This window comes from Pseudomonas sp. CFBP 13710 (assembly GCF_014842235.1).
In the GTDB taxonomy this organism is placed as follows: Bacteria; Pseudomonadota; Gammaproteobacteria; order Pseudomonadales; family Pseudomonadaceae; genus Aquipseudomonas; species Aquipseudomonas baltica.
Genome location: NZ_JACYVJ010000013.1, coordinates 17875 through 31349, shown reverse-complemented (window position 1 = coordinate 31349; position 13475 = coordinate 17875). Strand labels below are relative to the sequence as shown.

General features: G+C 63.4%; 12 protein-coding genes. 5 read left to right on the top strand and 7 right to left on the bottom strand.

What is annotated here, in order from left to right; genetic code table 11:
• The first annotated feature begins 11 nt into the window (after window positions 1-11).
• The 3 genes from IFT44_RS19450 to IFT44_RS19440 all read left to right on the top strand — a co-directional run bounded on the left by IFT44_RS19450 (window position 12) and on the right by IFT44_RS19440 (window position 1931).
• Window positions 12-722: a tRNA-uridine aminocarboxypropyltransferase gene (locus IFT44_RS19450; protein WP_122476522.1), complete on the top strand. Its 711-nt coding sequence runs from the start codon at window positions 12-14 to the stop codon at window positions 720-722.
• A 124-nt stretch (window positions 723-846) separates the two neighbouring features.
• The gene (gene erdR, locus IFT44_RS19445; RefSeq protein WP_122476520.1) at window positions 847-1497 is read left to right on the top strand and encodes a response regulator transcription factor ErdR; all 651 of its coding nucleotides are present in this window, start codon (window positions 847-849) and stop codon (window positions 1495-1497) included.
• A 71-nt stretch (window positions 1498-1568) separates the two neighbouring features.
• A complete protein-coding gene (locus IFT44_RS19440) occupies window positions 1569-1931 on the top strand; it encodes a diacylglycerol kinase (protein ID WP_122476519.1) in 363 nt (120 codons plus the stop codon).
• Window positions 1932-1943: 12 nt separating this feature from the next.
• Here IFT44_RS19440 and IFT44_RS19435 read toward each other — a convergent pair whose 3' ends face one another.
• Window positions 1944-2870, bottom strand: coding sequence for a LysR family transcriptional regulator (locus IFT44_RS19435; RefSeq protein ID WP_122476517.1), 927 nt, complete (start codon window positions 2868-2870; stop codon window positions 1944-1946).
• Window positions 2871-2988: 118 nt separating this feature from the next.
• On the opposite strand from IFT44_RS19435, the gene fpr reads away from it, so the two are divergent.
• Entirely contained in the window at window positions 2989-3768 is a 780-nt protein-coding gene (fpr, locus tag IFT44_RS19430) for a ferredoxin-NADP reductase (RefSeq protein ID WP_122476516.1), read from the top strand.
• A gap of 63 nt (window positions 3769-3831) precedes the next feature.
• Here the strand turns inward: fpr and tsaA are convergent, their stop codons facing one another.
• The 4 genes from tsaA to rimO form a co-directional block, all read right to left on the bottom strand.
• Window positions 3832-4524: a tRNA (N6-threonylcarbamoyladenosine(37)-N6)-methyltransferase TrmO gene (gene tsaA, locus IFT44_RS19425; RefSeq protein ID WP_192102486.1), complete on the bottom strand. Its 693-nt coding sequence runs from the start codon at window positions 4522-4524 to the stop codon at window positions 3832-3834.
• A 5-nt stretch (window positions 4525-4529) separates the two neighbouring features.
• Complete coding sequence (locus IFT44_RS19420; protein WP_192052816.1) at window positions 4530-4991, bottom strand: DUF1456 family protein; 462 nt, start codon at window positions 4989-4991, stop codon at window positions 4530-4532.
• A gap of 55 nt (window positions 4992-5046) precedes the next feature.
• On the bottom strand, window positions 5047-5757 hold the full coding sequence (locus tag IFT44_RS19415; RefSeq protein WP_192057857.1) for an rRNA pseudouridine synthase: 711 nt from the start codon (window positions 5755-5757) through the stop codon (window positions 5047-5049).
• A gap of 152 nt (window positions 5758-5909) precedes the next feature.
• Window positions 5910-7247 carry a 30S ribosomal protein S12 methylthiotransferase RimO gene (gene rimO, locus IFT44_RS19410; protein ID WP_192176443.1) on the bottom strand — a complete coding sequence of 446 codons (1338 nt, stop codon included), beginning with the start codon at window positions 7245-7247 and terminating at the stop codon, window positions 5910-5912.
• Between the two features lie 196 nt (window positions 7248-7443).
• Between rimO and IFT44_RS19405 the strand changes: the two genes are divergently transcribed.
• The gene (locus tag IFT44_RS19405; protein ID WP_122714007.1) at window positions 7444-9342 is read left to right on the top strand and encodes a potassium transporter Kup; all 1899 of its coding nucleotides are present in this window, start codon (window positions 7444-7446) and stop codon (window positions 9340-9342) included.
• A 71-nt stretch (window positions 9343-9413) separates the two neighbouring features.
• On the opposite strand, the gene IFT44_RS19400 is transcribed toward IFT44_RS19405, so the two are convergent.
• Both IFT44_RS19400 and mprF read right to left on the bottom strand, forming a co-directional pair.
• Window positions 9414-10694, bottom strand: coding sequence for a virulence factor family protein (locus tag IFT44_RS19400; protein WP_192176442.1), 1281 nt, complete (start codon window positions 10692-10694; stop codon window positions 9414-9416).
• Window positions 10694-13351 (bottom strand): bifunctional lysylphosphatidylglycerol flippase/synthetase MprF, encoded by a 2658-nt coding sequence (mprF, locus tag IFT44_RS19395; RefSeq protein ID WP_192052820.1) that lies wholly within the window; start codon window positions 13349-13351, stop codon window positions 10694-10696. Before mprF ends, IFT44_RS19400 begins: the two co-directional genes overlap by 1 nt.
• Between the last annotated feature and the right edge of the window lie 124 nt (window positions 13352-13475).

The following is a 13475-nucleotide window of genomic DNA, read 5'->3' as shown; positions in this document are numbered from 1 at the left end:
CGTGATCCGCAATGAGCCATGCCGTTTCCCGTCTGCGCGCCGAGCGCCTGGCGCGCAGTACCCAGCCATTTACCGCACGGGGTTCACGCGCGCCTCGATGCCCGCGTTGCCGAGTCATTCCGCAGTACTGCCTGTGCGCGTGGCGTCCCAACGTCGACGCACGGTCGGCCATGTGCCTGCTGATGCATGACGTGGAACCCATGAAGCCGAGCAACACCGGCTGGCTGATTGCCGACGTGATCGCCGACACCCACGCCTTCATGTGGTCGCGCGTAGCCGTCGACCCGCGGTTGCTGGCACTTTTGGCGGATCCGCAGTGGCAGCCCTATCTGGTCTTTCCCGGAGAGTTCGTCGAGCCGCAGCGGGTAACCAGCAGCGTGGCGCCGCAGCTCGGTCGACGGCCTTTGTTCATACTGTTGGACGCTACCTGGACCGAAGCGCGAAAGATGTTCCGCAAGAGTCCGTACCTGGCCTCGCTGCCGGTGTTGAGCCTGGCGCCCGAACAACTGTCGCGCTACACCTTGCGCCGCTCCAAGCGCGACGATCACTTCTGCACCGCCGAGGTGGCGGCGCTGTGTCTGGAGCTGGCCGGCGACGAGCAGGCGGCGCGCGTACTGGATGCCTACCTCGATGTGTTCAGTGCGCATTACCTGGCAGCGAAATTCCAGGAGCCAGTGGACGAGACCGATGCGGCGCATCGGTTTCTGGCCGACTATCTATAATCCTGGCGGCGGCGCGGGCTCTGGCCATGGAGTCGCTTGACCACCATGGCCGGGGTCGGCATTCTTGGCGCCGAATCGGGCGGATACTGTCCGAACGGCTTCATTTCCTGGAATCCTGTGATCGATGGCCACTTACGAAATCCTGATCGCCGACGACCATCCGCTGTTTCGCAGCGCGCTGCATCAAGCCTTGACCATGGGTCTGGGCGCAGAAGTGCGTCTGGTAGAGGTGGCGAGTATTGCCGAGCTCGAAGGGCGCCTCGACGAAAAGGCCGACTGGGACCTGGTGCTGCTGGACCTGAATATGCCCGGCGCCTACGGTTTTTCCGGATTGGTATTGCTGCGCGGCCAGTATCCGCACATACCCGTGGTGATGGTTTCGGCTCAGGAAGACGCCTGGGTCATGGTGCGCTCGCGTGAATTCGGCGCCAGTGGCTTCATTCCAAAGTCCAGTTCGCTCGAAACCATTCAAGCGGCCGTACGCGAGGTGCTGGACGGGGAAGTCTGGTGGCCGCCGCAGGCATTCGAGGCGGTCAGCGTTTCGGCGGAAGCCAAGGCCGCCAGCGAAGGGCTTGCCAGCCTGACGCCCCAACAGTTCAGGGTACTGACCATGGTGTGCGAAGGTTTGTTGAACAAGCAGATCGCCTATGAGTTGAGCGTGTCGGAAGCCACCATCAAGGCCCATGTAACAGCGATCTTTCGCAAGCTCGGCGTGCGCACTCGCACCCAGGCTGCCTTGCTGTTGCAACAACTGGAGTCAACCTCCGCCAACTGACCTGCACCGTCACGCCTTTTTCACGCCGAACGTTTCATCGTCGGCCGTCTTCCTTTCCTGGATCGTCGCGCATGTCACCTTTCAAGGGCCAGACCGGCCTCAAACGTATTCTCAATGCTACGGGTTACTCCTTCGATGGTCTGCGTGCAGCCTTCACCGGCGAAGCGGCGTTTCGCCAGTTGGTGCTGCTCAACGTCGTGCTGGTGCCGCTGAGCTTTTTGTTGCAGGTCAGCCGCGTGGAGCGCGCGGTGCTCATCGCGGTGTGCCTGCTGGCGTTGATCGTTGAATTGCTCAACTCGGCGATCGAGGCGGCTATCGATCGCATCTCGCTGGAGCGTCACCCATTGTCGAAGAATGCCAAGGACATGGGCAGCGCAGCTCAGTTCGTTGCCTTGAGCATGATCGTGCTGGTGTGGGCGGTGATTCTGCTTTGACCGATGCCTGGCTCAGGCGATGTCGGGCAGGACGATCTCGTCACTGCGTTGCGCGCCGGCGGTGAATGCGCGGCACAGGTCGAGGAACTCGCGCATGGCCGAGGTCTGGTACTTGCGTTTGTGCCAAATGAAATAGAACTGCCGCGCCAGATCCAGCTCGGGCGTGTGCACCGGCACCAGGCTGCCGCGCCGAAAGGCATCGCGCAGTGCCAGCCGGGAAATGCACCCGATGCCCAGCCCGGACTCCACGGCGCGCTTGATCGCTTCGGTGTGTTCCAGTTCCAGACGGATGTTGAGTGCCAGGCGATGGTGACGCATGGCCTGGTCGAATGTCAGGCGCGTGCCCGAGCCCTGTTCGCGCAGAATCCACGCTTCCTGGGTCAGCAAGGCCAGGCTGGCACTGGGCACCGAAGCCAATGGATGCCGTGGCGCACAGAACACCACCAACTCGTCTTCGACCCAGGGTTGCACCTCGATGTCTGGATGGCTGCAGTCACCCTCGATCAGCCCCAGGTCGATTTCATAGTGCGCCACCTGCTGAACGATGTTCGCAGTGTTCTGGACATGCAGCTTGACCTGGCTTTCCGGGTGCACCTGCATGAAACGGCCGATCAGCAGAGTGGCCAGATAGTTGCCGATGGTCAAAGTCGCGCCTACCGCCAACGAACCGAATCCTGACTTGCCGTTGAGCAGGTCTTCGATTTCCTTGGCCTGGTCGAGCAGGGCCACGGCCTGGGGCAGCAGTTGATGACCCAGGGCGTTGAGACTCAGGCGCTTGCCGGCGCGGTCGAACAACTGACAGCTCGATTGCCGTTCGAGCTCGGTGATCGAGGTGCTGGTCGCCGACTGCGACAGCGACAGCAGGTTCGCGGCGCGTGACACGCTTTCCTGCTGGGCCACGGCGACGAATACCTGCAATTGACGAAGTGTGAATCGCATATCTATATAACCGATTACCCATATCTTAATAATCCATTTAACAGATATTGTTGAGCCCCGTAAACTATTGCGCAATCGCGCCCCTGTCAGGCGTACGCTTTTTCTAGGAGCCCCGTACATGAGCAACATGAACCACGAACGTGTACTCAGTGTTCATCACTGGAATGACACCCTGTTCAGCTTCAAGTGCACCCGCGATCCGGGCCTGCGCTTCGAGAACGGGCAGTTCGTGATGATCGGCCTGCAACAACCCACCGGCCGCCCGCTTATGCGCGCCTATTCGATCGCCAGCCCGAACTGGGAAGAGCATCTGGAGTTCTTCAGCATCAAGGTGCCCGATGGCCCGCTGACCTCGCAGCTGCAGCACCTGAAGGAAGGCGACGAGATCATCATCAGCAAGAAGCCCACCGGCACGCTGGTTCTCGATGACCTCAAGCCGGGCAAGCACCTGTACCTGCTGAGCACCGGCACCGGCCTGGCGCCGTTCATGAGCGTTATCCAGGACCCGGAAACCTACGAGCGTTTCGAAAAGGTCATTCTTTGCCATGGCGTGCGCTACGTGAACGAGGTCGCCTACCGCGAGTTCATCACCGAGCACCTGCCGCAGAACGAATTCTTCGGCGAGGCACTGCGCGACAAGCTGATCTACTACCCCACCGTGACGCGCGAGCCGTTCGAGAACGAAGGCCGCCTGACCGATCTGATGCGCAGCGGCAAGCTGTTCAGCGACATCGGCCTGCCGCCGATCAACCCGCAGGACGACCGTGCCATGCTGTGCGGCAGCCCGAGCATGCTCGACGAAACCAGCGAAGTGCTCAACAGCTTCGGCCTGACCGTCTCGCCGCGCATGCGCGAGCCGGGTGACTACCTGATCGAGCGCGCCTTCGTCGAGAAGTAAGCGGCTGGCCAGCACCATGAAAAAACCGCCCTCGGGCGGTTTTTTTGTGAGCGATGCGCAGGCTCAGGAGAGCACCACTTCCAGCACGCAAATGCAGTCGGGGCGCGGGTAATGCCAGCGTACGTCCACATCCCAGAACCGGGCGCCGTATTCGCGCTCGGGTGCAGGCTTCTGGTAGGCCGGACGCGGATCCTGGGCCAGGCATTGCTCGATCAACTCCACCAAGGGCTCGCCCAGGCGCATGGCGTGCGCCCTGGCTTGCGCCAGTCCCGCGTCCAGCCACTGCACGGCAATGGGCTCAGGCGCGGCGCTGGCGATGGCGTTGACGGCAGCAGGCACGTTGTCGGCATAGGGCACGTAGGGTTTGATGTCCAGCACTGGTGTGCCGTCGAGCAAATCGATGCCGGAGAGGTGCAGGCGCGCGCCTTCGACCTTGTCCAGGCGGACCACCGATTGACCGATGCCATTGGGCCGATGGGTGGCCCGCGTGGCGAAAACGCCGATCGACCTGTTGCCGCCCAGGCGCGGCGGACGGACCTTCAAACGCGGCTTGTCTTCCAGGGCCTCATGGAACAGGAACAGCAGCCATACATGGCTGACCTGTTCCAGGCCCTGCACGGCCTCGCCCTGATCGAACGGTGGCAGCAGCTCCAGCACGCCGCGCGCGGCCGGCGCCAGTTGCGGCTGGCGCGGAATGGCGAATTTTTCCTTGAAGCAGGAGCGGATAAAACCGATCGGTTCGACGCTATAGACCATGGGGCTCAGCCGCGGACTCGCAGGGTCAGGCCCTTGAGGAAGTTGCGCAGCAACTGGTCGCCGCACGCACGGTAGTTGTTGTGGCCGAACTTGCGAAACAAGGCGCTCAGCTCAGGTTTGGACACCGGAAAGTCGACCGACTTGAGCACGGCGTGCATGTCGTCTTCCTTGAGTTCGAAGGCCACGCGCAGTTTCTTCAAGACGATGTTGTTGGTGACCGGCAGCTCGACCGCCTGGGCGGGGCGGGTCTCGTCGCGACCGCGGCGATAGATCACCAGGCCATCGAGAAAATGCGCCAGGACAGCATCCGGACAATGCACGAAGCCTTCTTCTTCGTCCTTCTTGGTGTAGCTGATGACGTCGGCCTTGCTGATTTCCAGTCCGCCCAAAGCGGTGATGTCGGCAACTTTGCCGTCGCTGATGTCGAGCATGTAGCGCACGCTGCGCAGTACATCGTTGTGGATCATGGTGTGTATCCTGGTTGAACGACGCTGCCCAGGCAGCGCCGGAAAAAGAGAGGGTTCAGAATTTTTCCTTGGTCGTCAGGTAGCGCCACTGGCCCAGGGGCAGCTTGCCCATCGACACACCGCCCACGCGAATGCGGCGGATCGAGACGATCGTCAGACCGACACTGGCGCACAGTTGCTGCAGCACCCCGGGTGCCGGGTTCTTCAAGGCGAAGCGCAGGCGTGTCTCGTTCTGCCAGCTGGCTTTCACCGCCGGCAGCGCCTTGCCCTTGTACATCGCGCCATGATTGAGGCGGTTGAGGCCGTGGGGGCTCATCTCGCCGGTGATTTCCACCACGTATTCCTGTTCGATCTTGGCCGCATCGGCGGTCAGCTTGCGCAGGGTCTTCCAGTCCTGGGTAAAGATCTGCAGACCGCTGGCATTGGCAGGCAGCTCGGCCGCGCAGCTCAGGCGCAGGAAGTGGCCCTTGAGCGGACGCTTGCCAAAGCCGTGCTCGCTGGACAGAGTCTGGGCGTTGAGCGTAGCCAGCGCCTCTTCGGCGCTCTGTCCCGGCGCCTGGTGCAGCAACAGGGTCACCGGCTCCGGTGCTTCGGCCTTGGCCTGGGGATCGAGCTCGACCTTCTGTGCGTCCACCTTGAACTGCGGTTCGTCGACCACCACGCCGTCAACGGACACCCAGCCGCCTTCGATGAAGAGTTCGGCCTCGCGGCGGGAACACCCGACCAGTTCGATGAGGCGTTTGGAGAGACGAGTGGGTTCAGACATGACTGCGGCCGTAGCAAGGAAAGGGCGCTAGTGTAACTGCCTGGAGGCGGTTAAGCCCGCGCAGATTGCCCGGCGTCTGGCGCCTGCGGCTGGCGTGGCGGCGAACCGGGCCGGTCGCCGCCGTCTTGCCTGTCGAGCCAGGGCAGCTCGAATCAGGCCAGTTCGGCCCACAGATCGTATTCGTCGGCATCGACGATGGTGCACCAGACCTTGTCGCCCGGCTTGAGATGGGTGGCATCGTCGATGAACACGTTGCCGTCGATTTCCGGGGCGTCGAAGAAGCAACGGCCCACCGCACCCTGTTCCTCGACCTCATCGATCAGCACTTCCACGCGCTTGCCGATGCGCATCTGCAGGCGTGCGGCACTGATGGCCTGCTGGTGCGCCATGAAGCGGTCCCAACGGTCCTGTTTCACGTCGTCGGGGACGATGGCAGCGTCCAGCAGGTTGGCAGGCGCGCCCTCGACCGGCGAATACTGGAAGCAGCCAACGCGGTCCAGTTGCGCCTCGCTCAGCCAGTCCAGCAGGTACTGGAAATCTTCCTCGGTCTCGCCGGGGAAGCCGACGATGAAGGTCGAACGGATGATCAGGTCCGGGCACTGCTCGCGCCACTTCTTGATCCGCGCCAGGGTCTTGTCTTCGAAGGCCGGGCGTTTCATGGCCTTGAGCACTTTCGGGCTGGCGTGCTGGAAGGGGATGTCCAGGTACGGGAGGATCTTGCCGGCGGCCATCAGCGGGATGATGTCGTCGACGTTGGGGTAGGGGTACACGTAGTGCAGGCGCACCCAGACGCCCAGGGTGCTCAGGGCTTCGCACAATTCGAGCATGCGTGTCTTGACCGGGCGACCGTTCCAGAAGTCGGTCTTGTACTTGACGTCCACCCCATAGGCACTGGTGTCCTGGGAGATGACCAGCACTTCCTTGACCCCGGCCTTGACCAGGCGCTCGGCCTCGCTCAGCACATCGCCCACCGGACGGCTGACCAGCTTGCCGCGCATCGAGGGGATGATGCAGAAGCTGCAGCTGTGGTTGCAGCCTTCTGAAATCTTCAGGTAGGCGTAGTGACGCGGCGTCAGCTTGATGCCCTGTGGCGGTACCAGGTCGATCAGCGGGTTGTGGTCATGCCGAGGCGGCACCACCTGGTGCACCGCGTTGACCACCTGCTCGTACTGCTGCGGGCCGGTGACCGACAGCACGCTGGGGTGCACCTTGCGAATGGCATTCTCTTCCACGCCCATGCAGCCGGTGACGATGACCTTGCCGTTCTCCTTGAGCGCTTCGCCGATCACTTCCAGGGACTCGGCCTTGGCACTGTCGATGAAACCACAGGTGTTGACGACCACCACGTCGGCGTCCTCGTAGGTGGACACCACCTGGTAACCTTCCATGCGCAACTGAGTCAGGATTCGCTCGGAATCGACCAGGGCCTTGGGGCAACCCAGCGAGACGAAGCCGACCTTTGGAGCGGCCGACGAAGGAGTGGTGGACATGGCTAACCTCGGTATCGATAGGGCCTCGTGGGCCACACAGGTGGGCGCTGGGTACGCCTCTGATCAAAAAGTGCGCAATTCTAGCGATGGCCGGGTCGCTTGACCAGCATTATGCGAGGAATTGCGACGAGTGCTGCGCTATGCTTCGCCGCATCTCGCCACATGGCGTTACAAATCACGGGTGCGGGAGTGGTCGATGGTTCAGGCAAGCAGTAACGGCAATGGCGGACATTCGGCGGCCCGGCCGATCGGCATGCTGGTGGCAGCGGTCGGTGTCGTTTATGGCGACATCGGCACCAGCCCGTTGTACACGCTCAAGGAAGTCTTTTCCGGAGGCTATGGCGTGCCCATTTCCCACGACGGGGTGCTGGGCATCCTCTCGCTGATTTTCTGGTCGCTGATCTGGGTCGTCTCGATCAAGTACATGCTGTTCGTGTTGCGCGCCGACAACCAGGGCGAGGGCGGCATCATGGCCCTGACGGCGTTGGCGACGCGCGCCACCGCCTCGCTGCCCAAGCTGCGTGCCTTGATGGTGGTGTGCGGGCTGGCCGGTGCCGCGCTGTTCTACGGCGACAGCATGATCACCCCCGCGGTGTCGGTGCTTTCGGCCATCGAGGGCATGGAACTGGCGTTCGATGGCCTGGAGCGTTGGGTGGTGCCGATGGCGCTGGTGGTACTGGTGGCGCTGTTCCTGATCCAGAAGCACGGTACACAACGCATCGGCAAGCTGTTCGGGCCGGTGATGGTGGTGTGGTTCCTGGTGCTGGGGCTGCTGGGTGCCTACGGGGTATACCAGCACCCCGAAGTGCTCAAGGCGTTCAATCCGGTCTGGGCAGTGCGCTTCTTCATCGTTCACCCCGGCATGGGTGTGGCGATCCTCGGCGCCGTGGTGCTGGCACTGACCGGCGCCGAGGCGCTGTATGCCGACATGGGGCATTTTGGCCGCAAACCGATTGCCCGTGCCTGGTTCATTCTGGTGCTGCCTGCCCTGGTGCTGAACTACTTCGGCCAGGGTGGCCTGCTGCTGGAAAACCCCGAAGCGGCGCGCAATCCGTTCTTCCTGCTGGCGCCAGGCTGGGCCCTGGTGCCGCTGGTGGCACTGTCCACCCTGGCCACCGTGATCGCATCGCAGGCGGTGATCTCCGGCGCGTTCTCCCTGACCCAGCAGGCCATCCAGTTGGGCTACATCCCGCGCATGCACATCCAGCACACGTCGAGCAGCGAGCAGGGGCAGATCTATATCGGCGCGGTGAACTGGGCGTTGATGGTTGGCGTGGTGCTGCTGGTGATCGGTTTCGAATCCTCCGGTGCGCTGGCCTCGGCCTATGGCGTCGCCGTCACCGGGACCATGTTGATGACCACCATCCTGGTGTCGGCCGTGATGCTGCTGCTGTGGAAGTGGCCGCCGGTGCTGGCGGTGCCGGTTCTGCTGGGTTGCCTTCTGGTCGATGGCCTGTTCTTCGCCGCCAACGTGCCGAAGATCATTCAGGGCGGTGCGTTCCCGGTGCTGGCGGGAACCGTGTTGTTCATCCTCATGACCACCTGGAAGCGCGGCAAGCAACTGCTGGTCGAACGGATCGACGAGGGCGGGTTGCCGCTGCCGATCTTCATCGGCAGCATCAGCGTACAGCCGCCACATCGAGTTCAGGGTACGGCAGTGTTTCTGACCGCACGCTCCGACGCCGTGCCCCACGCGTTGTTGCACAACCTGCTGCATAACCAGGTGTTGCATGAGCAAGTGGTGCTGTTGACGGTGGTCAACGAAGACACGCCGAGGGTCCCGTTGGCACGGCGGTTCGAGGTGCAGAGCTATGGCGAGGGGTTCTTCCGGGTCATTCTGCATTACGGCTTCATGGACGAACCGGACGTGCCCGGCGCCCTGGCCCTGTGCGATCTGCCGGAGCTGGACTTCAGCCCGATGCGCACCACCTATTTCCTTAGCCGCGAAACGGTGATCGCCTCCAAGTTGGCCGGCATGGCGCGCTGGCGCGAGCAGTTGTTCGCTTTCATGCTGAAGAATGCCAATGGCAACCTGCGCTTCTTCAAGCTGCCGGTGAACCGGGTGATCGAACTCGGTACGCAGGTGGAGATGTAGGTTCGGTGTAGGCCGCACAAAAAAAAGCCCCGGTACCTGCGCAGGTCCGGGGCTTTGCTTTTGCAGCCCGGTCAGTTCGAGCCGGTACGCTTGTCGATCTGCAGCACCAGGCGCTTGGCCAGCGCCGGGTAATTCTCGTCGAAATGGTGGCCACCCGGCAGCTTGAGCTTCTCGCCTACTGCAGTCGCCTCGGTACAGCCGCTTTCGTCGGCCTCTTCTTCGCCATACACGCAAACAACCTTGGCGGCCGGCAGCTTGGCCATTTCCGGCCCGGTGGGGGCCTCCTTGCCAGCGTTGCCGAGCCAACCCTCGACTTCGATCTCGAAGCTGCCACTGCGGGCGAACGCCAGCAGGATGATAGCGCTGACGCTGTCCTGTGCCTCGGGGGGCAGGCGGTTATAGATGGCCGGAAGCACGTCGGCACCGAACGAATAACCGGTCAGCACGAAGCGTTTTGCGCCCCACTTCTGCCGGTAGAAGTGCATCAGCTCGACCAGGTCGTCGGCACTCTGCTCGGGCGTCTTGTGTTCCCAGTAGTAGCGCAGGGTGTCGATACCCACGGTCGGGTAGCCCATCGTCGCCATGTCGCCGGCAACCGCCTTGTCGAGGTCGCGCCAGCCGCCGTCGCCCGACAGGAACAGGCTGACGGTCTCGTTGCTCTGCGCGGCGGGCACTTCGACTACCGGGATGGCCAGATGGGTGCCCTCGGTGCCGACCAGGATGGCGGTGATCTGGTTCTTCAGCACCTGCGGCAGCTTCACGTCGTAGTCGCTGATGACAGTCTGCGCATTGGGCTGGTCACGCACGAACGCCGCACTGGCATCGTCGGGGTTGTCATTCCAGGCAACCATCCACTGGCCATGCTCGGCCTTCTTCGGCAGCTCCGGCAGACAGCCGTCCGGTTTCTCCACGCTCAGGTCCACCGACACGGCCTGAGCCTTGTCATTGTCCTGGGTGGCCAACCAGCGCCAGGCCAGCGACGCACCCGGACCTATGCCAGCCACCAGGTCCGGTGCGCCGTCGAGACGCTTGATGGCAGCGTCCAGGGCGGCCTGCTGCAGGCCGCAGTCGGTTTCCGGCAGGATCACCTGGACGATGTGCGCCGAGGCATCCCGGCTCAGGTCCAGCAGCTGCTTGTCGGTCAAGGCTTCGGCAGCAGGCAGTGCAATCGCCACTCGCGACTTGGTCCGAGTGCCGGGGACGACTTCGCGGGCATCGCTGCCGTTGTTCAGGCGTTGGGCGCTGAGCTGCGCCGCAGGGACAGGGCGGGTGGCCCACCAGTAATAACCGGCTACCGCCAGTAGCAGTACCACGATCAAGGCGAACAACTTGCGCCAGTTACGTCGAATCATCAGCGTTTCACCAATCCTGTCAGGCCACCTGCAATGAGGGCGGCGGTATCGGCCAGTGCGACCAGCGGGTCAAGGCCTGCCGGCACGGCCATGTAACGAGGCTCCCAGGTCGGCTGGAACTTGTCCTTGAAGCGACGCAAGCCCTGGAAGTTGTACAGCTGCTCGCCACGGTTGAAGACCATCGAACCCAGGCGCTGGGTCAGGGGTGCGCCGCGCCGAGGCTGCAGGCCCGACAGCGGCACCATGCCCAGGCTGAAGCGAGCGTAACCGTGTTTCTTGTAGTGCTGGATCAAGCCTACCATCATGAATTCCATGGTCAATTTGGGCGCCTGGGGATGCGCGCGCATCAGGTCCAGGCTGGCCAGCTCCCTGCTGTCGGTTTCCAGCAGGTTGGCGAACGCCACCGGCTTGCCCTCGAAATGGACGATCGCGATACGAAAATGGTTCAGGTATTCCGGGCTGAAGCGACCCAGCGAAAAACCCTTTTCGCGCACGTTCTTGCCACTGAGCCAGGCGTCGGAAATGACCTTGAGCTCGTCCAGCGGTGCCTGGCCGGGCTCGTAGATCTCCAGGGACAGGCCGTCGCGGCCGCCGCGGTTCCAGGTGTAGCGCAGATCCTTCATCTCCTTGCCCTTGGCTTCCAGATCGAAAGCGTGCAAGTCGACCCGAGCCTCTTCACCCAGCTTGATCGCGGTCAGGCCAATGTCCATGTAGAACGGCAGGTTCTCTGCCCTGACCTGATAGAACACCGGGCGGGCGTGGTGAAAGTCGCACAGGTCGCGGAACTGCCAGATCATTTCGGCACGCGGCTGGGTCGGGCCGATGGGGTCGTACAGCGCCACCAGGCTGCGCCCGCGGCGGGCGTACATCAGAAACGCCTCGTCCTTGGGGTGGAACAGCAACGCCTTGTCGCCGGTCAGGGCCAGGCCACCATCGGGCTGGTGCGACGCCTTGAGGATGGTTGCAGCGCGCTGCAGTTCATCGGGTGTGGGCAGGTGGATCACCGGGCGTGCGGTGCGCAGCAGCCAGGTCAGGGCGACCACGATCAACAGTACCGCGCTGCCCAGGGCCGAGCGAAGGCCGCGGGGGGCATCGGCATCCAGTGCGAACTGCCACCACAGCTTGGTGCTGTAGGGCACATCCTGGTAGGCGAAGAACAGCAACCAGATCGACGCGCCCACCACGCACACGCTGGCGATCAGGTACAGCGGCGAAAACGGCACCTCCAGCAGGCGACTGGGTCGGTAGAACGAGCGCTTGAACACCGCGAGCAGCAGTGCGGTCATGCACAGCAACGACGCTTCTTCCCAGTCGAAGCCCTTGAGCAGCGACAGCACGGCGCCCGCCAGCAGCAGCACCATGGTCAATACCCAGGCCGCCGACAGGCGTCGGCGCAACCCTTGGGCCAGCAGCAGGCACAGCACGCCCACCAGGCTTGCGCCCAGGTGCGAGGCGTCGATGAGGCGATGGGGAATGAGGAAGCCCAGGTCCTGCAGGCGGGTGTCGATCTCAGGCGTGGCACCGGAAAACAGCAGCACCACGCCGGAGAGGAACACCAGCACCGCCAATATCGGCGCGGCCAGCCCGGAAGCCACGCGAATCGCCTGCTGAGCGAAAAACAGGCGGCGTGCTTCGTTGGCCAGCAGCACCACGCACGCCACCAGCATCGGCAACACCACATAGATCAGGCGGTACAGCAGCAGGGCCGCGGCGAGCGGCGCGGCGCCCAGGGTATCGGCGAACGCCGCCAGCAGGATCGCTTCGAACACGCCGACTCCGCCAGGCACGTGGCTGAGTACGCCTGCGGCAAGCGCCAGCAGGTAGATCAGCACGAAAGCGCCGAACGGCGGCGCTTCGGGCAGCAACAGATACAGCACGGTGGCTGCGGCCACCACGTCCAGCGCGGTGATGACCAGTTGCAGCAGTGTCAGGCGTGCGCTGGGCAGTCGCAGCGTGCGACTTCCCGCTCGCACCAACAGATTGTGAGGCAGCGGCTGCTCGGCCAGGCGCCGTCGATAGACGCCCAGTACCAGCAGCGCGGTCAGTACCAGCACGACTGCGGCAATCATCCCCAGCAGCCCCTGTGACAGCCCCAGGGCCATGGAAGCGGCGGGCAGGCTGCTGAGGGTGGCCACCGCAGCGAGCGGCGGCAGGGCGCAACCCAGCGAAAGGCTGGCGAACAGGGTCATGCGCGCAACTTCGCCGGCGCCCACGCCCAATCGCGAGTACAGCCGATAACGCACCGAACCGCCGGACAGCATCGACAGGCCAATGGCATTGCCGATGGCGAACGAGGTGAACCCCCCCAGGGCCAGGGTGCGTGCGGGGAGGGTGACGTTGGCATAGCGGCTGGCCGACCATTCGTAGCCCAGCAGGATGATGAACCCGCAGACCATGGCCAGCAGCGCCCCGCCCAAAGCGGCAGGCGGAGTGGCCAGGACCGAGTCGTGCAAGGCGTAGATGTCCAGCTCGCTGAGCAGGTGCCGACAGGCCAATAGCGCGATGGCGAACAGCAACAAGGTAACGGCCAGCCCCACCGGTTGCCGGTAGCGGCTCAGCAGATCGAGCCAGCGGGCACGCGCAGGCTTGATCGGACTGGCAGCGGCAGCGGCGGGGGGGAGTTCCACAGCGGTTGAATCGGGCAAGTCAGAGCGCATCAATCACCTCTTGGATTGTGCGCAACAGGATGCCGGGATCCCGTCAAAGTACCAATCCCTGTGGAAAAAATAATTCGCGCCATTCTAGCGCCTGCGCACGACCGGTGACCGACGCGTGGCGAAC